The sequence below is a fragment of the Polaromonas sp. P4_H1 genome, assembly GCF_056400945.1.
The window spans coordinates 160,554-181,355 of sequence record NZ_JBFUKG010000006.1 but is presented as its reverse complement, the minus strand read 5'-3'; the positions used below and the strand labels follow the sequence as shown (position 1 = coordinate 181,355).

The following is a 20,802-nucleotide window of genomic DNA, read 5'->3' as shown; positions in this document are numbered from 1 at the left end:
ATGGCTACAGGCTAAATAAGCTTGACCAGCTGTTTGCCGAAGTTCCTGCCCTTGAGCAGACCAAGGAAGGCCTCAGGTGCGGCTTGCAGGCCCTGCGCAATGGTCTCTCGCGGCTTGAGCTTGCCGGTGGCCACCAGCGTGCCGAGTTCTTTCAGGGCTTCAGGCCAGACCTCCATGTGTTCGCTGACGATAAAGCCCTGAACCTTCAGACGGCTCCGCAAGATCAGCGCCGGATACGTGATGGGCGTGGGCTCACCGTCGTAGCCCGCGATCATGCCGCACACGGCAATGCGGCCAAAGTCGTTCATCAGCGGCAGCACGGCATTGAGCACCATGCCACCCACATTTTCAAAGTAGCCGTCAATGCCGCTGGGGCAAGCCTGTCGCAGGGCCGCGGAAAGCGATGCGGCATCCTGGTGCTGTTTGTAGTCAATACAGGCATCAAAGCCCAGTTCCTTCTCCGCATACCGGCACTTTTCCGGGCCGCCCGCTATGCCCACGGTGCGGCAGCCGCGTGCTTTGGCCAGCGCGGCAAAGGCGCTGCCCACGGCCCCTGTCGCGGCACTGATGGCAACAGTTTGACCCGCCTTGGGCTCGATGATTTTCACCAATCCATAGTACGCCGTGACGCCCGGCATGCCCACTGCGCCGAGGTAATACGAGAGCGGCACATGCGTGGTGTCAACCTTGCGCAGTGCCCCGGGTTGTTCGGCATCGACCACGCTGTACTGCTGCCAGCCACCCATGCCGACGACCTGATCGCCCGGCTGAAACTTCGGCGAGCGGCTTTCCACCACCTCACCGGCAGTGCCGCCAATCATGACTTGCCCCAGCGGCTGCGCTGCGGCGTAGTTTTTGCTGTCGTTCATGCGACCCCGCATGTAGGGGTCCAGGCTCAAAAAATGATGGCGCACCAGCACCTGACCGTCCTTCAGGGCGGGTGTTTCGCTACTGACCAGCTTGAAGTTACCGGCAACGGCTTCGCCTGTGGGCCGGTTGTCCAGCAGGATTTGTTGATTGATGGGCATGGGAGTCTCCTGGAAAGGATTTTTTCGGTTCTATCAATGCTATATTTTTGATAGCTTACAGCGACCATTCCTGAAAGGCTTGATCCGGGTTTGATCCGGGTTTGACATCCAAAAAAGTTCAGTCCGTCGAGATGGGACTGACGGGCGCATTGAGCCCATTGGCGGCTTTAGGCCCCGTTGGCAAGCGCTTGACGTATTTGAAGGTGCCCGTGGCGTGTGCGCAGGCGCGGCCCTTGTCGTCGTAGAGCGTGGCTTCTGTGAACGCCATCGTGGCGGTGCGGTGCATGAGCCGGCCCTTGCCCGTGAGCTTGCCGCCGTCGCCCGGTGCGGGTTGCATGAAGCTGGTCTTCATCTCGATGGTGACCACGCCCATGTCTTTTTGCACGCTGCGCGCGGCAGTGGCCATGGTCACGTCCAGCAACGTCATGACCGCGCCACCGTGCGTGACGGAAAACGAGTTCAGGTGTTCCGGCCGCGGCGTGTAGCCAATGGCAGATTCACCCCCCTCAAACAGCTCCAGCTGGAAGCCCAGATGGGTGACGAAGGGGATTTCGGCGCCAAAATTCATCACAAACTCCTGATCAGCCGCCCGTGACGACACTCACGCCACCATCCACCGCCAGCCACTGGCCAGTGATGTGCTTGCCTGCATCTGACGCGTAGAGCACACACAGGCCCTTGAGGTCTTCGTCATCGCCCAGGCGGCCCAATGGCGCGTGGGCGGCGAGTTTTTCTTCGCCCAGTGCCTTGAGCGTGCCCACGGTCATCTTGCTCGGGAAAAACCCCGGGCAAATCGCGTTGACGGTGATGTTGTACTTGCCCCATTCGCAACCGAGGGCGCGGGTGAAGTTGATGACCGCGCCCTTGGACGTGTTGTAGGCGACGGTGGTCATCTCGGGCGGGTTGCCGCCCAGGCCGGCGATGGACGCCACGTTGATGATGCGACCGGACTTTCGCGCAATCATGCTGTGCTTGGCGATGTGCTGCGCAAGGATGAAGTAACCGCGGATGTTGAGATTCATCACCTTGTCCCATGCCTCCACCGGATGGTCTTCAGCTGGCGCGCCCCAGGCGGCACCGGCGTTATTGACCAGGATATCCACGTGTCCCAGGCGCTTGATGGCTTCATCAGCCAGCGCGCGGATGTCTTCTTCCTTCGAGCAGTCGGCGGCAATCCAGTCGACGTCAATGCCAGCGGCGTTCAACTCGGCTGCGGACTCCACCAGGTCTTCGGCCTTGCGTGAGCTCAAAATGACTTTGGCGCCGGCTTCACCCAACGCCTGTGCCATCTGCAGGCCCAAGCCGCGCGAGCCGCCCGTGACAAGTGCGGTTTTGCCTGTGAGGTCAAACAGCTGTTGAATGGAACGGGGCTTGCTGGCAGTCATGGGTCGTCTCCTTTGATTGTTGAACTTCGTGATCAAGCACGGTTCGGGTGATTTTGGTAGGCCGTCAAAGCGGCGCTGTTTTCAAACTCTGAGTAAAGCACAACATCGCAGTTGGCTTCCAGTCCGGGTGTCCTGATGGCGACTTCAAATGCGTGCATTCCAGGCACCAGCTGGCGGCGGGTGTCCAGGTGCAGACGCGCCTTGAAATCGGGGGCATTGGCGGTGTCGTTGAGTTTTTGCATCGCGATGTGCCTGATCATGGCCCGACCTTGATTCTGGAGCGGACATAGATCAGGATGAAACCGAGCCCAGCCACCACCGCACCGCCCACCACCAGCGACCAGCCCAGTGCCTCATCCGTACGCTCCACCGACAGGCCCAGGACGAGCGTCAGCAGGCCGCCATAGATCAGGACCCAGATCAGGCCTTGTAGGCGCGCCACGGATTTGCTGGAAGCGGTTGTGGACGACGGTTTGAAAAAAGCCATTAAAACGCCTCCTCAGGCAAGTCGGCACAGGTCAGGTCGCGCGTTTCAGCCACCCGGAGCCAGGCTTCTATTTTGGGTAGCTCGTAATGATAAAAATAACGGGTGGCCGCCAGTCTGCCCACAGTGGCAGCCAGCGATTTTGCAGAATCGACGGCCAAGGCCGCCAGCGCCACGTCGAGCCAGACCCAGGCCAGCACGGTATGACCGAAGCCCTGCATATAGGGTACCGCATTGGCGAGGGCCTCGCCAGCCTTGCCGCTGGCCCAGGCGGCTTGGGTGGCGCGGCCAACCCGCTGCAGGGCCTTGCCCAACGCATGGGCATGGGTTGCCAGTTCGGGCACCTGGGCGGCTTTTTCCACCGTGGCATTGATGCGCGCCCCCAACAGTTGCAGGCCCCTGCCCCCTTCCATCAACACCTTTCGCCCCAGCAAATCCATCGCCTGGATGCCGTGGGTGCCTTCGTGGATCATGTTCAGGCGGTTGTCACGCCAGTATTGCTCCACCGGAAAGTCACGCGTATAGCCATAGCCGCCATGCACCTGGATCGCCAGCGAGTTGGCCTCCAGGCACCATTCGCTGGGCCAGCTTTTGGCAATGGGTGTCAGCACCTCCAGCAGCAGGCGCGCGTCGTCGGCGGCCTGGGGCTCGCCAGTATGGTGTTCGTCGACCAGGCGGGCGCAATACAGCTCCAGCGCCAGCGCGCCTTCACAGTAGGCCTTTTGCGCCAGCAGCATGCGCTTGACGTCGGCATGCTCGATGATGCGGATTTGCGGCTGGGCAGCATCCTTGCCTCCAGGGCCGACGGGCCGGCCCTGGGGCCGGTTCCGGGCATAGTCGAGGCTGGCGTAGTAGCCCGCCATGCCCAGCATGGTCGCCGCCGTGCCTACGCCGATGCGCGCCTCGTTCATCATGTGGAACATGCAGCGCAGTCCTTCATGCGGCTTGCCAACCAGGTAGCCGATGGCACCCGCCTCGCCGTTCACCGGGTACTTGCCTTCGCCGAAATTGAGCAGCGTGTTGGTGGTGCCGCGCCAGCCCAGCTTGTGGTTCAGGCCGGCCAGCGCCACGTCATTGCGAACGCCGGTGAGCTGGCCCGCTGGATCGACCAGCTTCTTGGGCACGATGAACAGCGAAATGCCCCGCGTTCCCGGGATCAGCTTTCCGTCGGGGCCGGGGATCTTGGCCAGCACCAGGTGGATGATGTTCTCGGTCAGCTCATGCTCGCCCGCCGAAATCCACATCTTGTTGCCCTTGAGGCGATAGCGCGGGCCGAGCGGGTCAGTTTCAAAGCCTGCGCCATCGGGCACGGCACGCGTGATGACGTCACTGAGGGATGAACCGGCCTGCGGCTCCGACAGGCACATGGTGCCCGAGAAGCGCCCCGAAAACTCATTTTTGGCAAACACATCCTTTTGCGCGTCGGTACCGTGCACCATCAGCAAATTGGCATTGCCTGTGGTCAACATGCCCGAGCCGATGCTGACCGAGGCCATGGCAAAAAAAGCGTTGGCCGCCGCTTCCACGGTGTAGGGCAACTGCATGCCGCCGACCTCATAGTCCTGCGCGGCGCTCAGCATGCCGGAGGCCGCATAGGCTTTTTGGGCGTCGTGCGTGGCCTGCGGGAGGATGACTTTTTCACCGTCGAAGTGGGGCTCCTGGGCGTCGACCGTGCGATTGAACGGTGCGTATTTTTCGCGGGCAATGCGCTCGCAGGTGTCAAACACCGCATCAAAGGTCTCGCGCGAGTGGTCGGCAAAGCGTTCGCGCCGGTTCAGCGACTCGGCGTCCAGCCACTGGTAAAGCAGGAAATCAAGGGTGGGCCTGAGGCTCATGGCGAGCTCCCCGGCACACATGAAGGCGGCAAGGCAGGAAACGCCTGCCCTTTCTGAAGGAGCAGGGTTTCATTCATGGTGATTGCCCGGTTTAGAGGACTTCGTAAACGCCGGCCGCACCCATGCCACCGCCAATGCACATGGTCACACAAACACGCTTGGCACCGCGGCGCTTGCCTTCGATCAGGGCGTGGCCGGTGAGGCGCTGACCCGTAACGCCGTAAGGGTGGCCGACGGCAATCGCGCCGCCATTGACATTGAGCCTGTCCATGGGAATGCCCAGCTTGTCGGCGCAGTACAGCACCTGCACGGCGAAGGCTTCATTCAGTTCCCAGAGGTCGATGTCGCTGATCTTCAGGCCCAGTTTGGCCAGCACCTTGGGAATGGCGAAAACCGGACCGATGCCCATTTCATCGGGCTCGCAGCCAGCCACCGCAAAGCCGAGGAAGCGGCCCAGCGGTTGCAGGCCCTTTTTCTCGGCCACTTTTTCGTGCATCACCACCACCGCGCCACCACCGTCGGAAAACTGGCTGGCATTGCCGGCCGCGATGACACCGCCGGGGATGGCGGGCTTGATGCCGCTGATGCCTTCCTTGGTCGTGCCTTCGCGAATTCCCTCGTCCTTGCTCACGGTGACCTGTTTGGTGGTCAGGCCCATCACCGGATCGGCTACGCCAGCTGTGACGGTAATGGGTGCGATCTCGGCTTCAAAGCGGCCGGCAGCGAGTGCAGCGGTGGCTTTTTGCTGGCTGAGCGCGCCGTATTCGTCCATGCGGTCGCGCGAGATGTTGTAGCGCTTGGCGACCTGCTCGGCGGTTTGCAGCATGTTCCAGTAAATCTCGGGTTTGTTTTTGGCCAACCAGCTTTCCTGCAGCATGTGGGTATTCATTTCCTGCTGCACGCAGGAAATGCTTTCCACGCCGCCGGCCACGTAAATGTCGGCTTCGCCGGCGATCACGCGCTGGGCTGCCAGCGCAATGGTCTGCAGGCCGGAAGAACAAAAGCGGTTGACCGTCATGCCCGACACGGTGACGGGGCAACCGGCGCGCAGCGCAATCTGGCGCGCGATGTTGGCGCCGGTGGCGCCTTCCGGTGTGGCGCAGCCCATGATGACGTCGTCAACTTCGGCCGCGTCAATGCCGGCGCGCTTGAGCGCATGCTCTACGGCGTGGCCGCCCAGGGTGGCGCCGTGCGTCATGTTGAAGGAACCCTTCCAGCTTTTGGCCAGGGGCGTGCGGGCGGTGGAAACAATAACGGCGGATGTCATAAAAGTTATCCCTTCTTGAATAAATCGGTCAGCTTCGGGGCTGACCCTGCAAATGTCCGGACCAAAAGCCAGCTACAAATCGTTGGCGCAAAAAAAGCCATGTGGCTGAGCCCCCATGCCCAGGCCCACTCTTCTCCAAATCGCGAACCGGATGAGTCAAAGTTACCGATCACAAAGATGCCGGCCATGCCGACCCAAAAAGGGCATAGCGCGGCCATGTACCAGCACAGTGTCTTCAATGGCGGACTGGACAGGCTCTGGGACGCCTGCCCCAGGACACCCAGCGTCACAAACGAAGCCAGTCCGTAGGCGAAGAAGCCAGTCATGTCATTGCATCAGTTGAAAGTCTTGCCTTCTGCAGCAAGCCTGGCCAGCAACGGTGCCGGTTTCCAGAAACTTGCGTCGTCCAGCGGGTTCTGCGCAAAGCGGTTCATGCTCTGCACCACGTTGAAGAGGCCCATCTGATCGGCGTACAGCATGGGGCCGCCGCGGTGGACCGGGAAGCCGTAACCCATGATGTAGACCATGTCGATATCGCTGGCCTTGGAGGCGATGCCCTCCTCCAGGATGTGCGCGGCCTCGTTGACCAGCGAATACACCAAGCGCTGCACGATTTCCTCGTCGGAGATCTTGCGCGGCGTGATGCCCAGTGACTTGCGGTGGTCATCGATCATCTTGACGACCTCGGCGTTCGGGATCGCGTCGCGCTTGCCGGGCACGTAGTCGTACCAGCCGGCACCGGTCTTCTGGCCGAAGCGGCCTTTTTCGCACAGCAGGTCGGCGGTCTTGCTGTACTTCATGTCCGGTTTTTCGGTATAGCGGCGCTTGCGGATGGCCCAGCCGATGTCATTGCCGGCCAGGTCGCCCATGCGGAAGGGCCCCATGGCGAAACCAAACTTTTCAATCGCCTTGTCGACCTGCTCGGGCGTGCAGCCTTCGTCGAGCAGGAAGCCGCCCTGGCGGCCGTACTGCTCGATCATGCGGTTACCGATAAACCCATCGCAAACGCCCGAGACCACGGCCGTCTTCTTGATCTTTTTGCCGAGCGCCATCACGGTGGCGAGTACGTCCTTGCCGGTTTTGGCGCCGCGCACGACCTCCAGCAGCTTCATCACGTTGGCGGGGCTGAAGAAATGCATGCCCACCACGTCCTGGGGGCGTTTGGTGAAAGCGGCGATCTGGTTGACATCCAGCGTCGAGGTGTTGGAGGCCAAAATGGCGCCCGGCTTCATCACGCTGTCCAGTTCCGTGAAGACCTTTTCCTTGACACCCATCTCCTCAAAGACGGCCTCAATCACCATGTCGACGTCTTTCAGGTCGTCGTAGCTCAGCGTGGTGCCGAGCAGGCTCATGCGCTGCTCGTACTTGTCCTGCTTGAGCTTGCCTTTTTTGACCTGCGCTTCGTAGTTTTTTCGGATGGTGGCAATGCCGCGGTCCAGCGCTTCCTGCTTCATCTCCAGCATCTTGACCGGAATGCCGGCGTTCAGGAAATTCATGGCGATGCCGCCACCCATGGTGCCGGCACCAATCACGGCAATCGAGTTGATCTCGCGCTTGGGCGTATCTTCCGGCACATCAGGAATCTTGGAAGCAGCACGCTCGGCCATGAAAATGTGGCGCAGCGCGCGGCTTTCAGGTGTCCACATCAGGTTGATGAAGAGCTCGCGCTCAAACGCCAGCCCGTCTTCAAATTTCTTTTTGGTGGCGGCTTCCACGGCATCCACGCATTTGAGCGGTGCGGGGAAATTTTTCGCCATGCCCTTGACCATGTTGCGGGCGAACTGGAAGTAGGCATCGCCATCAGGATGCTTGCACGGCAGGTTGCGCACCAGCGGCAGCGGGCGGGTGTCGGCAATCGCCTGGGCAAAGGCCAGGGCCTCTTCTGTCAGCGACTCCGGCGAGGCGGCCATCCTGTCAAACAGCTTCTGCCCCGTAATCTGCGCCAGCAATTCGCTCTTGACGGGCTCTCCGCTCACGATCATGTTCAATGCGGGTTCAACACCCACTGCGCGCGGCAGACGCTGGGTACCTCCTGCGCCAGGCAACAGGCCCAGCTTGACCTCGGGCAATGCCACATTGCAGCCAGGTGCCACGATGCGGTAGTGGCAGCCCAGGGCCAGCTCCAGTCCACCCCCCATGCAGACCGTGTGGATGGCCGCCACCACCGGTTTGGAGGAATTTTCAACCGCGCGAATCACGCTGAGCAGGTTGGGTTCCAGCAGCGCCTTTGGGGTGCCAAATTCCTTGATGTCGGCGCCGCCTGAAAAGGCCTTGCCCGCGCCGGTCAGCACAATGGATTTGACGGCCGCGTCGGCGTTGGCTTTTTGCAGGTTGTCGGTAATGCTGGAACGGGTGGCATAGCCGAGGCCGTTGACGGGCGGGTTGTTCAGCGTGATCAGCGCCACCGTGCCGCGAACTTCGTAATGGGTTGTCATTGCGGTTGTCTTTCCTTGAGTGAAGTTTCAGTTGTTTCGGCCCCAGGGGTTAAGCACCCCGCCAGAAAAATAGTACGATCGTTCTTTTTCTTATTGTAGGGTGGCTGCGCAACCGTACAAGCACAATACCGCCCCTGTTTGTCCCAGCGGTGACAACCTCCGGGACTTTCTTACACTTCCAGCCATTCTTTTCGGATGTACGCGTCGGCCCGCAGGCTGTCGGGCGTACCGTGAAACACGATGCTGCCATGCCCCATGACCAACGCCCGGTCGGAAATCGCCATGGCGATGGTGAGCTTCTGCTCGATCAGCAGCACCGAAACGCCCTTGGCCTTGAGCGTTTGCAGGTATTGGCCGACCAGTTCCACAATTTTCGGCGCCAGGCCTTCTGTGGGTTCGTCAATGATGATGAGGTCCGGGTCGCCCATGAGCGTGCGGCATAGCGTGAGCATCTGCTGCTCGCCACCCGACAAAACCCCGGCTTCGGTGTGCTGGCGCTCCAGCAGCCGCGGAAACATGGTGTACATGTCATTAAAAGACCAGCGCGATCCTTTTCCAGACCCTTTTTGACCCAGCAGCAGGTTTTGATGCACCGTCAGCTTGGGAAAGATGTCGCGGTTTTCCGGGACGTAGCCAATACCGAGATGCGCAATCTGGTAGGCCTTCTTTCCGACGATTTCCTCTTTTTTCCAGAGGATGGAACCCTGGCAATCCACCAGACCCATGATGGCCTTGGCCGTGGTGGAACGCCCCGAGCCGTTGCGGCCCAGCAAGGCCACGATTTCGCCCGGTTGCACATCGAATGAGACGCCGTGCAGCACATGGCTCTTGCCGTAGAAGGCATGGAGGTTTTGAATGTGCAGCATCACAGGACTCCGACGGGCCGCCCCGAGGAGGTCGACGCCCCCTCGGGGGGCAGAGAAGACACGAAGTGCCGAACGTGGGGGCTCATACCTCCGACGGGCCGCCCCGAGGAGGCCGACGCCCCCTCGGGGGGCAGAGAGGACACGAAGTGCCGAACGTGGGGGCTCATGCTTTCCCCCCTGCCTGTGCGTCGGCAACAGATGAACCCAGGTATGCTTCCTGTACGCGCTGGTCTGCACGCACCGCTTCGGGCGTGTCATAAGCGATGATTTCGCCATACACCACCACCGCAATCTTGTCGGCCAGGCCAAACACCACGCCCATGTCGTGCTCCACGGTCAGCAGCGTCTTGCCCACCGTGACCTCCTTGATCAGGTTGATGAAGCGGCTGGTTTCAGAACGGCTCATGCCGGCCGTAGGCTCGTCCAGCAGGATCACGCTGGCGCCGCCGGCGATGGTGATGCCTATTTCCAGCGCGCGCTGCTCGGCATATGTCAGGTTGGTGGCCAGCACGTCATGCTTTTTCTCGAGCTTGATCATGGCCATGAGTTCTTCGGCCCGTTCATTGGCGTCATCCAGGTCGGCCAGGAACCTGAGGAAAGTGTATTTGTAGCCCAGACTCCAGAGCACGCCACAGCGCAGGTTTTCAAACACGCTGAGCTTGGGAAAGATGTTGGTGATCTGGAAGCTGCGCGACAGGCCCATGCGATTGATTTCGAAAGGCTTCTTGCCGTCGATGCGCTGGTTATTGAGCAGCACCTGGCCACTGGTGGGCTCGAAGCGGCCACTGATCAGGTTGAACAACGTGGACTTGCCCGCGCCGTTCGGCCCGATGATGGCCACCCGCTCACCCGCCGCGACTTTCAGGTTGGCGCCGCGAATGATTTCGGTCTTGCCAAAGCTTTTGCGCAGGTCTTTCAGCTCGAGGGACCAGTTGGTTGCCGCAGCAGCGGCGGAAGCGGTGGCAATTTCAGGAGAGGCCATGGTCATAGCAGCTCCCTTCGCTTGATTTCTTTTTCAATCTCATTTTGTACGTCGCCCCATTGCCGCAGAAATTGCCGGCGCGTGAGTTCAAACAGTCCCAAACCGGTCATCAGGACAAAACCTGCTCCCAGCCAGCTGTTGATGTTGAGGGCATTCAACCGGATCCCCATGAACCCCAGCTCGGCGCCGAGGGCCGCGTTGAGTTGCAGGTGATACACCATCTCCACCATGGCCGCCGCACCGGCCAGCGTCACCAGCGCCGTGACGGCCAGGCCCAGGTACCCCACCCAAAGTTCCTTGAGCTTTCCAAAGGAGGCCACACGAAAATTCATCATGATGAGGCTGGCGAGGCCGCCAGGCGCATACATCACCATGAACAGGAAGATGAGGCCGACATACAGCAGCCAGGCCATCGAGAGTTCGGAAAGGAGGATGAGCGCGAGCACCAGCAGGCCCGCGCCGATGATGGGACCAAAAAAGAAGGTGGCGCCACCCAGGAAGGTGAACAGCAGCAAGCTGCCCGAACGCACGCCGCTGACCACCTCCGCCGTGACGATTTCAGAGTTGATGGCCGCCAGCCCTCCCCCGATGCCTGCAAAACAGCCCGCAATGATGAAAGCGTAGTAGCGCACCCGCTGCGTGTTGTAGCCAATGAACTCCACCCGTTCGGGGTTGTCGCGCACCGCGTTCAGGATGCGGCCCAACGGGGTGCGTGTGAAGGCAAACATGGCCGCTGTGCAGATAAAACAATAAAACGCGATCAGGTAATAGACCTGGATCTGCGGCCCGAAGCTGACGCCCAGAAACGGCTTGCCGTACGCCCGGTTGGTGGTAATACCGCCCTCACCGCCAAAAAACTCGGGGAACATCAGCGACATGGCAAATACCAGCTCGCCCACGCCCAGCGTGATCATGGCAAAGGTCGTACCCGCTTTTTTGGTGGTGACATAGCCCAGCAACGCGGCAAAAAACAGGCCTGACAGACCACCCACCAGTGGAATCAGCGACAGGGGAATGTAGAAGCTGCCTTTGGCGGCCATGTTCATGGCATGAACGGCGAGGAAAGAGCCCAGGCCCGCATACACCGCATGGCCAAAACTCAGCATGCCGCCCTGCCCCAGCAGGATGTTGTAGCTCAGGCAGATGACGACCAGGTAGCCGGCCTGCGACAGCATGGTGAGCGCCAGGCTGCTTTTGAACAGCAATGGCGCCACCACCAGCAGCAACGCATAAAGCGTCCACAGCAGCCAGCGGCCGACGTTGTAAGGTTTGAATTCGTAAAAATTTTTTGTCATGGGCAGGACTCCGCCGGGCCGCCCCAAGGAGGCCTCGGCCCCCTCGGAGGGCAGTGCAGCGGCAACGCCGCAAACGTGGGGGTAAACATTTTTTTATCCTTCTCGCGTGCCGAGCAGGCCTTTGGGACGGAAGATCAGGATCAGCACCAGGAACAGGAAGGGCAGAATCGGTGCGACCTGCGAAATGCTGAGCTTGAGCAGCGGATAGCCAAAGGTGTCCGGCGTTACGGCGTAGCTGAATTTGGCGAGCAAGGTGATCAGGGACTGGTCCATGGCAACCGCAAAGGTCTGGATCAACCCGATCAGCAATGACGCCAGAAATGCGCCGCTGAGCGAGCCCATGCCGCCCACCACCACCACCACAAAAATGATGGCCCCCACTGAACCGGCCATCGCGGGTTCGGTGACAAAGGTATTGCCGCCAATGACCCCTGCCAGGCCGGCCAGCGCTGCGCCCCCGCCGAATACCAGCATGAACACCCGCGGCACGTTGTGGCCCAGCGCTTCAACGGTTTCCGGATGTGTGAGCGCGGCCTGGATGACCAGCCCGATGCGGGTGCGCGTCAGCAGCAGCCAGATGCTGGCCAGCATGACCATGGAGATGAGCATGATGAAGGCGCGGGATTTGGGAAAGTTGGTGCCGAACACGGTAAACAGCGGCCCCTGCAGGCCCTCGGGCAGCAGATAGTTGACGGCCGAACGGCCCCAGACCAGCTGGACCAGCTCCAGCAACAGGTAAGACAGCCCAAAGGTGACCAGCAACTCAGGGACATGGCCGAACTTGTGTACCCTGCGCAGGCAGAAACGCTCAAAGGCGGCGCCCATCGCAAACACGAGCAAGGGTGCCACCAGCAAGGACCACCAAAAACCTATGACCTGCGATGTGCTGTAGGCGACGTACGCCCCCACCATGTAAAACGACGCATGGGCGAAATTAAGAACACCCATCATGCTGAAGATCAGTGTCAGCCCGGAGCTGAGCATGAACAGCAGCAGCCCGTAACTGAGGCCATTGAGCAGCGAGATAGTGAAGAACTCCAGGTTCATCGGTAGCAGCCCCGGGTAAAAAGTAAAGAAAAAGGCCCGAGGTTTGGTCGGGCCTTGGCCTTGGATGTCAGGACCTCAGTCCATCAACGCATCAGGAAGGACGCTTCATCTGGCAGGAGGTCGGGGTGCTGGCCACGTAGGGTTCGTAGTACTTGATCGGTACAAAGGTGTAGCCCGAGCTCTCGGCATCGTAGGGGAATTTTCCGCCGGCCTTTTCCCACCGCGAGATAAACAGACCCTGCTGCAGCTGGTGGTCTGTCTTGCGCATTTCAACGTCGCCATTAAAGCTCTTGAAGCGCATGCCTTCCATGGCCTTGGCAACGGCAGCGGGCTCCGTGGATTTGGTCTGGGCCATGGCTTCCACCAGAATGGCAAAGGCGTGGTAGACCGCACCGGTGTACCAGTCGTCATTGAATTTTTTCTTGTAGTCGACCAGAATTTGCTGGGTTTCACCGCCCATGTTCAAGTGGTTGTAAGACACCTGGTAGACGCGGCCGGCCGATGCTGCCCCCATGGCCGTAGGTGTACCTGATACCCCGCCATAGTAGGTGTAGAACTTGACGTTGTTCAGACCCGCTTCGTTGGCGGCCTTGATCAACAGCGTCAGGTCTGAGCCCCAGTTGCCGGTGATGACCGAGTCAGCGCCGGACTGCTTGATTTTGGCGATGTACGGTGCGAAATCGCGCACCTGCGCCAGAGGGTGCAGGTCCTCACCGACGATCTGGATATCCGGGCGTTTGGCCGACAGGTTTTGCTTGGCAAACCGGGCAACTTGTTGACCGTGTGCATAGTTCTGGTTGATCAGGTAGACCTTCTTGATCTCGGGCTGGTCTTTCATGAAGGCTGTGAGCGCTTCCATTTTCATGGAGGTGTCGGCATCCAGGCGGAAGTGCCAGTAATCGCATTTGCTGTTGGTCAGGTCCGGGTCCACCGCGGCATAGTTCAGGTAGACCACTTCCTTGCCCGGATTGCGCTCGTTGTACTTGGACAGCGCATCGATGATGGCCAGTGCCGGGCCGGAGCCATTGCCTTGCACCACGTAGCGCGCGCCCTGGTCAATCGCGGACTTCAGCGCATTGGTCGTTTCCTGCGGGCTGAGCTTGTTGTCGATGCTGATGATCTCGAACTTGACGCCGGCCTTGTTCTTTTTGTTGAAATGCTCAGCCAGGAACTGAAAGCTCTTGAGCTGGTTGGTACCCACCGCAGCCATCAGGCCGGACAGTGGATCAATCCAGGCCACCTTGACCGTCTGGTTGAGATTCACAGCAGTTGTGGTTGCCGGCGCAGGTGCAGCCGCCTTGGCAGGACTGACGGCAGGCTTGGCAGGTGCTTGAGCCAGTGCCAGGCCGCTGTACAGCATGGCCGATGCGGCCACGGCAAAACCAAAATGCCGACGAAAAAAATGGCGCTGGGTTGTCATCCCTTGTCTCCTGAAAATTTATTGAATTACGAATCAAATCAACTGCAAATCAACTGCAAATCAGCAGCGAACGGGCAAAGGTTAGGGCAAACAATGCTGCACTGCGTCAGGGAATGCCCTAGCCAATGTCACGCGTGCGACTAAGGTCAAAGTGTTGGCAGCTTGTAGTCCTTCAGCAGCTCGCGAAGTTTGGTCTTGAGCATCTTTCCGGTCGCGCCCAGCGGAATGGCATCGACAAACACCACGTCGTCGGGAATCTGCCATTTAGCCGTCTTGCCGTCATAGAACCTGAGCAGCTCTTCCCGCGTGACGTCCATGCCCGGTTTTTTGACCACCGCGATGATGGGCCGCTCATCCCATTTGGGATGGGGAACGCCGATACAGGCGGCCATGGCCACGGCCGGATGCGCCACCGCAATGTTTTCCACGTCAATCGAGCTGATCCATTCGCCACCCGACTTGATCACGTCCTTGCTACGGTCAGTAATTTGCATGTAGCCGTCAGGGTCAATCGTGGCCACATCACCGGTGGGAAACCAGCCGTCAACCAGAGGGTTTCCGCCCTCGCCCTTGAAATATTCACCGACGATCCATGGGCCTTTCACATACAGGTCACCGTAGGCCCTTCCGTCCCAGGCGATCTCCTTGCTATCCTCGCCGACGATCTTCATGTCCACACCGTAAATGGCCCGGCCCTGCTTCAGGCGTATCTTCATCTGCTCTTCTTTGGGCATTGACAGATGTTTGTTCTTCAGCGTGCACAAGGTTCCCAGCGGGGACATTTCCGTCATGCCCCAGGCGTGCAGCACCTCGACACCGTAGTCTTCCTGGAAGGCATGAATCATCGCGGGCGGGCAAGCCGAGCCCCCAATGACGGTGCGCTTGAGCGTTGAAAATTTCAGGCCGGCCGGCTTCATATGGCCCAGCATCATCTGCCACACGGTGGGTACACCGGCGGCATAGGTTACTTTTTCCGCTTCGATCAATTCATAGACGGATTTGCCATCCAGGCCCGGGCCGGGAAACACCAGCTTGGCGCCGGTCAGCGCGGCCGAGTACGGAATGCCCCAGGCATTGACGTGGAACATCGGCACCACGGGCAGAATCGAATCGCGCGCGCTCATGCACATCACATCGGGCAGTGCCGCCGCATAGGCATGCAAGATGGTCGAGCGGTGGCTGTAGAGGGCGGCCTTGGGGTTGCCCGTGGTGCCGCTGGTGTAGCACATGCTCGAAGCCGAGTTTTCATCGAAGCTCGGCCACTGGTAATCGATGGACTGCGCGGCTATCCAGGCCTCATAACTCACCAGGTTCGGAATACCGCTGTCGGCCGGTAGCTTGTCGGCGTCGCACAAGGCGACATATTGCTTGATGGTGGGGCAGTTGCCGTGGATGGCCTTGACGATAGGCAAAAAACTCATGTCAAAGCACAGCACCTGATCTTCAGCGTGGTTTGCAATCCAGGCAATCTGCTCGGGGTGCAAACGTGGATTGAGCGTGTGCAGCACTCGGCCTGAACCACTGACGCCGAAATACAGCTCCAGATGCCGGTAGCCGTTCCAGGCCAGCGTGGCAACACGATCGCTGAACAGCAGCTTCATATTGTCCAGCGCACCGGCCACCTGGCGGGCGCGGGCCGCCACCTCACGCCAGGTGTAGCGATGGATGTCACCTTCCACCCGCCGTGACACAATTTCAACGTCGCCATGGTGGCGCTCCGCAAACTCGATCAGTGATGAGATCAGCAATGGCTGGCTTTGCATCAAACCTAACATCGTCTGTTTCCTTTCTTGCCCCGCCGGGTAGTTTTCTAAATCTACATGTCTCGTGATTGCATGGTAGCGCGCAGGCCACCAGAGCCGCCCCGGGAAAATCCGCATCCGCATCCGCGTCAGTCAAGGACACCAGGCCCTCACCTTCCTATGCAATGCCCTACTGTCGGCCTGCGAGACCGAAGATGCAACTGTTGTCGTGCTCCCGACAGTTTCTAGGTACATACCCGGCTTGGCGAACGCACCGGCTACTCGCCATTCAGGCTTCGCCACCGGCGGGCTCCGCACCTCAAGGGTGGTGGACAATCAAAGCCATGCCCTTTGAAGCTGCCCTCGCCCACCACCACTTCCTCAGCGGCCAGCCCTGGTTTGCCGACCTGCCAGCCGACGCACAGACCCGGCTGCTTGAGCGGACATTCACGATAGCCGGGCGCAAAGGTGATGTCCTGCTGGCGGCGGGCGAGACCGTCAAGGGCTGGTATGCCGTGCTGTCGGGGCTGGTGAAGCTGCAAAGCATGTCATCTGAAGGACGGGTGTCGGCCTTCCTGGGCGTGCCTGACGGCGAGTGGTTCGGCGAGGGTTCGACGCTGAAAACGGAGCCGCGCCGCTACGACGTGATTGCCTTGCGCGACACCACGCTGCTGTGCCTGCCGCGCACCCAATTCAACGAACTGCTTGCAGGCAGCCTGCCGTTCAACCACTTTCTGGTGGCCCACCTGAACCGGCGCCTCGGGCAGGCCATGACCATCATCGAGGCAGGCCGCCTGCGCGCCCCCGAGCAGCGCGTGGCCCTCTATCTGAGCCGTGTGTTCTGGCAGGGACGGCGCAAGCTCCTGCTCTCGCAGGAAGAGCTGGGACACCTCGCCGGACTGTCACGGCAAACCGTGAACCGCGCGCTGCAGACCCTGGAGGCACAAGGGCTGGTGTCGCTCGAGTTCGGTCGCGTGGCCATACTGGATGAGCAGGCGCTGGCGTCCTGCGCCGTTCGGCCAGCCGACAGGACGGTTTAACCCCCGCTTTGCAGGGCTGCTGGCGTGATAAGACAATAGGGTCATGACCGATGCCATCGAAGCCCCTGCCGAAACCCCTTTCGACCCACAGAGCCCCGCCGGGTTGGGCCTGAAATGGCTCAATAGTTTTGCCGGGCTGGGCCCTGGTTTTTACACCGAACTCCAGCCCTCGCCTCTGCCTTCGCCTTACTGGGTGAGTCGCAGCCAGTCGCTGGCCCGTGAGTTGGGCCTGGAAGACCACTGGCTGGAATCTGCGGAGGCGCTTGAGGTGCTGACCGGCAACCGCGGCATGGCAGGATCCCGGCCCCTGGCCAGCGTGTACAGCGGCCACCAGTTTGGTGTTTGGGCCGGGCAACTGGGAGACGGCCGGGCCATTTTGCTGGGCGATCTTCAAACGCCAGCGGGCACGCAGGAAATCCAGCTCAAGGGTGCAGGCCGCACACCTTACTCCCGCATGGGCGATGGCCGGGCGGTGCTGCGCAGTTCCATTCGCGAATTTTTGGCCTCTGAAGCCATGCATGGCCTCGGCATACCCACCACCCGGGCACTCTGCGTGACCGGCTCCGATGCGCCGGTGCGCCGCGAAGAAATCGAAACAGCCGCCGTCGTGACGCGGACCTCGCCCAGTTTCATCCGTTTTGGCCACTTCGAGCATTTCAGCTACAGCAACCAGCATGCCCGGCTCAAGGTGCTGGCCGACCACGTCATTGACCGGTTTTACCCGGCTTGCCGTGAAGCAACGCAGCCTTATGCCGCGCTGCTTGAAGCCGTGAGCGAACGCACCGCACACCTGATGGCCGCATGGCAGTCGGTGGGCTTTTGCCATGGCGTCATGAACACCGACAACATGAGCATTCTGGGCCTGACCATCGATTACGGCCCCTTCCAGTTTCTCGATGCGTTTGACCCCGGCCACATCTGCAACCACTCCGACCCCCAGGGCCGCTACGCCTACAACAAGCAGCCCAACATCGCTTACTGGAACCTGTTTTGCCTCGGCCAGGCCTTGTTGCCGCTGATCGAAGAACAGGAACAGGCGCTGGCCGCACTCGAATCCTACAAAACCGTGTTTCCCCAAGCCCTGGAAGCCCGAATGCGCAACAAGCTGGGCTTGGACGAGGCGCAAGCTGACGACAGGGAATTGATAGAAAGCACCTTCAAACTGCTGGCCGCCAACAAGGTGGACTACACGATTTTCTGGCGCCGTTTATGCGGCTTTACTCCGCAGAGCGGTCATGAGCCGGTGCGGGACCTGTTTTTTGACCGCGAATCCTTCAACGCCTGGGCCCTGCAGTATTCAGCGCGGGTAGCCGGCGTGGACCAAGGGGCGCGGGCCAATTTGATGCTGAAAAGCAACCCCAAGTTCGTGCTGCGCAACCATTTGGGCGAGGAAGCCATACGCGCGGCGAAACTAAAAGACTTTTCCGGTGTCAACACCTTGCTCGGCTTGCTCCAGGCCCCATTTGATGAACAGCCGGGCCATGAGAGTTTTGCCGATTTTCCGCCGGACTGGGCTTCGTCCATTGAAATAAGTTGCAGTTCGTAACACCCTCAACGCAGGATACCCATGAGCACCAAAATCCAGAAAACAGACGCCGAATGGAAGGCCTTGCTGGCGGAAAAAGGCGCCGAGCCGGTTGCCTTCGAGGTCACTCGCCACGCCGCCACCGAGCGCCCTTTTACCGGGAAGTACGAGGATAACTATGCGCAGGGAACCTACCGCTGCATTTGCTGTGACGCCGAGCTTTTTGACTCGTCCAGCAAGTTCGACGCAGGCTGCGGATGGCCCAGTTTCTCCCAGGAATTAAAGAAGGGCGCCATTGAAGAGCATGTGGACCGCGCGCACGGCATGACGCGCACCGAAACCGTGTGTGCCAACTGCGGCGCGCATCTGGGCCATGTGTTTCCCGACGGCCCCACCCCGACCGGCCTGCGCTACTGCATGAACTCTGCTTCGCTGGATTTCAAGCCAAAGTGATGGGCCCCCAAGGTCGCTCACTGCGTGTAACCCTCTGTCCCCCAAGGGGGCTAATTTTCCTTGGGGCGGCCCGGCGGAAAATTGTTGACTCGCCCAGCGTGGCCACTATGAATACCTATCACCCGCGATAATCACCCTATGAAAATTCTCTTCGATTTTTTGCCGATTGCCCTTTTCTTTGGCATGTTCAAGTTCGCGGAAGGCAACAGGGACTGGGCCGCCACCATGGCCACCCAATGGCTGGGCTTCATGGTGTCGGGCGGTGTGGTCGGGCCTGCCGAAGCGCCCGTGCTTCTGGCCACGGTCGTCGTGATTGTCGCCACCTTCGCACAAATTCTCTGGCTGAAAGGCCGTGGTCGCAAGGTTGACGCCATGTTGTGGGTCAGCCTGGGCCTGGTCACTATGCTGGGCGGCGCCACTATTTATTTTCACAGCGAGAACTTCATCAAATGGAAGCCGACCGTGCTGTACTGGGTCATGGGCGGTGCATTGCTGGTGGGCCAGCTGGTATTCCGGAAAAACGGCATCAAGTCATTGATGGGCTCGCAAATGGCTTTGCCTGACTCCGTCTGGCGCATTGTCAATTTCAGCTGGGTCGGCTTTTTCACCGTGATGGGGTTTCTCAATCTCTGGGTGGCCTTTAATTTCTCCACCAGCACCTGGGTCAACTTCAAGCTGTTCGGCGGTTTGGGGCTGATGATGGTGTTTGTGCTTGCCCAGGCGATTTACCTCAACAAGCACATCAAACCGGGCACCACGCCATGAGCGTAGCTATACCCGCCAGCCGGCCACTGCCCGTCCGCGTGCAAGACGTCGAACTGCAGCTCAGGGAACAGCTTCATCCCACGCACCTTGAAGTGCTGGACGAAAGCGCCGCCCATGCGGGCCATGCGGGGGCCAATGAACAGGGCTTTGGCACACACTTTCGCGTCCGCATTGCCAGCCCCGCGTTTGCAGGCAAGAGCCGCGTGGCGCGCCACCGGCTTGTGTATGATGCAATGCAAAATTTCATCGATCAGGGCCTTCATGCTCTGGCCATTGAGATTGTTGATTGAAACTGAAAACTGACCCCCCGGTGGATGTGCTGTAAAACCCGTAACCGCCGGCAATCAACTCCGCCCAAGATCCAAACCATTCACCAAGCGTCATCAAGGATTACCAATACATCATGAAAAAGCAATTTTTACTGGCTACCGTCGTTGCAGGGCTGCTGGCCATGGGCGCGCAAGGCGCTTTCGCGCAGAACGTCGCCATCGTCAACGGCAAGGCAGTCCCCAAGGCGCGTCTTGATTCGCTGGCCCAGCAAATTGCCCGCTCCGGCCGTCCGGTGACCCCCGACATGGAAAACCAGCTGCGCGAGGAAGTCATTGCGCGTGAGGTGTTCATGCAGGAGGCTGAAAAGCAGGGACTGTCCGCCAGCGAAGATTTCAAGGTGCAAATGGAACTGGCGCGCCAGACCATCCTGATCCGTGAACTGTTCGCGGACTATCAAAAGAAAAACCCGGTGACCGAAGCTGATCTGAAGGCCGAGTACGACAAGTTCGCCGCAGCCAACGGCGGCAAGGAATACAAGGCCCGCCATATCCTGGTCGAAAAGGAAGCCGAAGCCAAGGCCATCATTGCCAGCCTGAAAAAAGGCGGCAAGTTTGAAGACATTGCGAAGAAACAGTCCAAGGATCCAGGCTCAGGAGCCAAGGGTGGTGACCTCGACTGGGCCAATCCGTCGGGGTATGTGCCTGAGTTCAGCGAGGCGCTGCTCAAGCTCAACAAAGGACAGCTGACCGATGCGCCGGTGAAGTCGCAGTTCGGCTACCACGTGATCCGCGTTGACGACATCCGCAGCGCCCAGTTGCCTTCGTTTGAAGAAGTCAAACCGCAAATCGCCCAGCAGATGCAGCAGCAGAAGCTGGCCACCTTCCAGGAAGACCTGCGTAAAAAAGCGAAGATCGAATAAGCGTCAGCTGACGCTCCGGCGCGTTGCGCGCCATCTCAAAAAAA

Annotated in this window: 21 protein-coding genes; 6 read left to right on the top strand and 15 right to left on the bottom strand. The window is 60.0% G+C overall.

What is annotated here, in order from left to right; genetic code table 11:
- Positions 1–11 precede the first annotated feature (11 nt).
- The 15 genes from AC1DS5_RS10325 to AC1DS5_RS10255 all read right to left on the bottom strand — a co-directional run bounded on the left by AC1DS5_RS10325 (position 12) and on the right by AC1DS5_RS10255 (position 15,819).
- Positions 12–1,028, bottom strand: a complete 1,017-nt coding sequence (locus tag AC1DS5_RS10325; RefSeq protein ID WP_477718152.1) for an NADP-dependent oxidoreductase — start codon at positions 1,026–1,028, stop codon at positions 12–14.
- Positions 1,029–1,146: 118 nt separating this feature from the next.
- Positions 1,147–1,596: a PaaI family thioesterase gene (locus AC1DS5_RS10320; RefSeq protein WP_477718151.1), complete on the bottom strand. Its 450-nt coding sequence runs from the start codon at positions 1,594–1,596 to the stop codon at positions 1,147–1,149.
- A gap of 13 nt (positions 1,597–1,609) precedes the next feature.
- Positions 1,610–2,413, bottom strand: a complete 804-nt coding sequence (locus tag AC1DS5_RS10315; RefSeq protein ID WP_477718150.1) for an SDR family oxidoreductase — start codon at positions 2,411–2,413, stop codon at positions 1,610–1,612.
- A gap of 32 nt (positions 2,414–2,445) precedes the next feature.
- Positions 2,446–2,655 (bottom strand): Dabb family protein, encoded by a 210-nt coding sequence (locus tag AC1DS5_RS10310; protein ID WP_477718149.1) that lies wholly within the window; start codon positions 2,653–2,655, stop codon positions 2,446–2,448.
- A 14-nt stretch (positions 2,656–2,669) separates the two neighbouring features.
- Complete coding sequence (locus tag AC1DS5_RS10305) at positions 2,670–2,900, bottom strand: hypothetical protein (protein ID WP_477718148.1); 231 nt, start codon at positions 2,898–2,900, stop codon at positions 2,670–2,672.
- Complete coding sequence (locus AC1DS5_RS10300; RefSeq protein ID WP_477718147.1) at positions 2,900–4,732, bottom strand: acyl-CoA dehydrogenase; 1,833 nt, start codon at positions 4,730–4,732, stop codon at positions 2,900–2,902. The genes AC1DS5_RS10305 and AC1DS5_RS10300 overlap by 1 nt, the downstream gene beginning before the upstream one ends.
- A gap of 91 nt (positions 4,733–4,823) precedes the next feature.
- Positions 4,824–5,999, bottom strand: a complete 1,176-nt coding sequence (locus AC1DS5_RS10295; RefSeq protein WP_477718146.1) for an acetyl-CoA C-acyltransferase — start codon at positions 5,997–5,999, stop codon at positions 4,824–4,826.
- A 5-nt stretch (positions 6,000–6,004) separates the two neighbouring features.
- Positions 6,005–6,325 (bottom strand): hypothetical protein, encoded by a 321-nt coding sequence (locus AC1DS5_RS10290; RefSeq protein ID WP_477718145.1) that lies wholly within the window; start codon positions 6,323–6,325, stop codon positions 6,005–6,007.
- Positions 6,326–6,334: 9 nt separating this feature from the next.
- On the bottom strand, positions 6,335–8,434 hold the full coding sequence (locus AC1DS5_RS10285; protein WP_477718144.1) for a 3-hydroxyacyl-CoA dehydrogenase NAD-binding domain-containing protein: 2,100 nt from the start codon (positions 8,432–8,434) through the stop codon (positions 6,335–6,337).
- Positions 8,435–8,604: 170 nt separating this feature from the next.
- Entirely contained in the window at positions 8,605–9,300 is a 696-nt protein-coding gene (locus AC1DS5_RS10280; RefSeq protein ID WP_477718143.1) for an ABC transporter ATP-binding protein, read from the bottom strand.
- Positions 9,301–9,463: 163 nt separating this feature from the next.
- Positions 9,464–10,282, bottom strand: coding sequence for an ABC transporter ATP-binding protein (locus tag AC1DS5_RS10275; protein ID WP_477718142.1), 819 nt, complete (start codon positions 10,280–10,282; stop codon positions 9,464–9,466).
- Positions 10,283–10,284: 2 nt separating this feature from the next.
- Positions 10,285–11,577 carry a branched-chain amino acid ABC transporter permease gene (locus AC1DS5_RS10270; protein WP_477718141.1) on the bottom strand — a complete coding sequence of 431 codons (1,293 nt, stop codon included), beginning with the start codon at positions 11,575–11,577 and terminating at the stop codon, positions 10,285–10,287.
- Positions 11,578–11,670: 93 nt separating this feature from the next.
- Positions 11,671–12,624, bottom strand: coding sequence for a branched-chain amino acid ABC transporter permease (locus AC1DS5_RS10265; protein ID WP_477718140.1), 954 nt, complete (start codon positions 12,622–12,624; stop codon positions 11,671–11,673).
- Between the two features lie 91 nt (positions 12,625–12,715).
- Positions 12,716–14,044 (bottom strand): branched-chain amino acid ABC transporter substrate-binding protein, encoded by a 1,329-nt coding sequence (locus tag AC1DS5_RS10260; RefSeq protein WP_477718139.1) that lies wholly within the window; start codon positions 14,042–14,044, stop codon positions 12,716–12,718.
- A 146-nt stretch (positions 14,045–14,190) separates the two neighbouring features.
- Positions 14,191–15,819, bottom strand: coding sequence for a 3-(methylthio)propionyl-CoA ligase (locus tag AC1DS5_RS10255; RefSeq protein ID WP_477718138.1), 1,629 nt, complete (start codon positions 15,817–15,819; stop codon positions 14,191–14,193).
- A gap of 311 nt (positions 15,820–16,130) precedes the next feature.
- Here AC1DS5_RS10255 and AC1DS5_RS10250 point away from each other — a divergent pair, with 311 nt between their 5' ends.
- The 6 genes from AC1DS5_RS10250 (at position 16,131) to AC1DS5_RS10225 (ending at position 20,758) form a co-directional block, all read left to right on the top strand.
- Entirely contained in the window at positions 16,131–16,826 is a 696-nt protein-coding gene (locus tag AC1DS5_RS10250; protein ID WP_477718137.1) for a Crp/Fnr family transcriptional regulator, read from the top strand.
- A 43-nt stretch (positions 16,827–16,869) separates the two neighbouring features.
- Entirely contained in the window at positions 16,870–18,372 is a 1,503-nt protein-coding gene (locus AC1DS5_RS10245; RefSeq protein WP_477718136.1) for a protein adenylyltransferase SelO, read from the top strand.
- A gap of 21 nt (positions 18,373–18,393) precedes the next feature.
- A complete protein-coding gene (gene msrB / locus AC1DS5_RS10240) occupies positions 18,394–18,804 on the top strand; it encodes a peptide-methionine (R)-S-oxide reductase MsrB (protein WP_477718135.1) in 411 nt (136 codons plus the stop codon).
- Between the two features lie 138 nt (positions 18,805–18,942).
- Positions 18,943–19,569, top strand: coding sequence for a septation protein A (locus tag AC1DS5_RS10235; RefSeq protein WP_477718134.1), 627 nt, complete (start codon positions 18,943–18,945; stop codon positions 19,567–19,569).
- A complete protein-coding gene (locus AC1DS5_RS10230) occupies positions 19,566–19,859 on the top strand; it encodes a BolA family protein (protein WP_477718133.1) in 294 nt (97 codons plus the stop codon). The genes AC1DS5_RS10235 and AC1DS5_RS10230 overlap by 4 nt, the downstream gene beginning before the upstream one ends.
- 113 nt (positions 19,860–19,972) lie before the next feature.
- Positions 19,973–20,758 (top strand): peptidylprolyl isomerase, encoded by a 786-nt coding sequence (locus AC1DS5_RS10225; RefSeq protein ID WP_477718132.1) that lies wholly within the window; start codon positions 19,973–19,975, stop codon positions 20,756–20,758.
- The last annotated feature ends 44 nt before the right edge of the window (positions 20,759–20,802 follow it).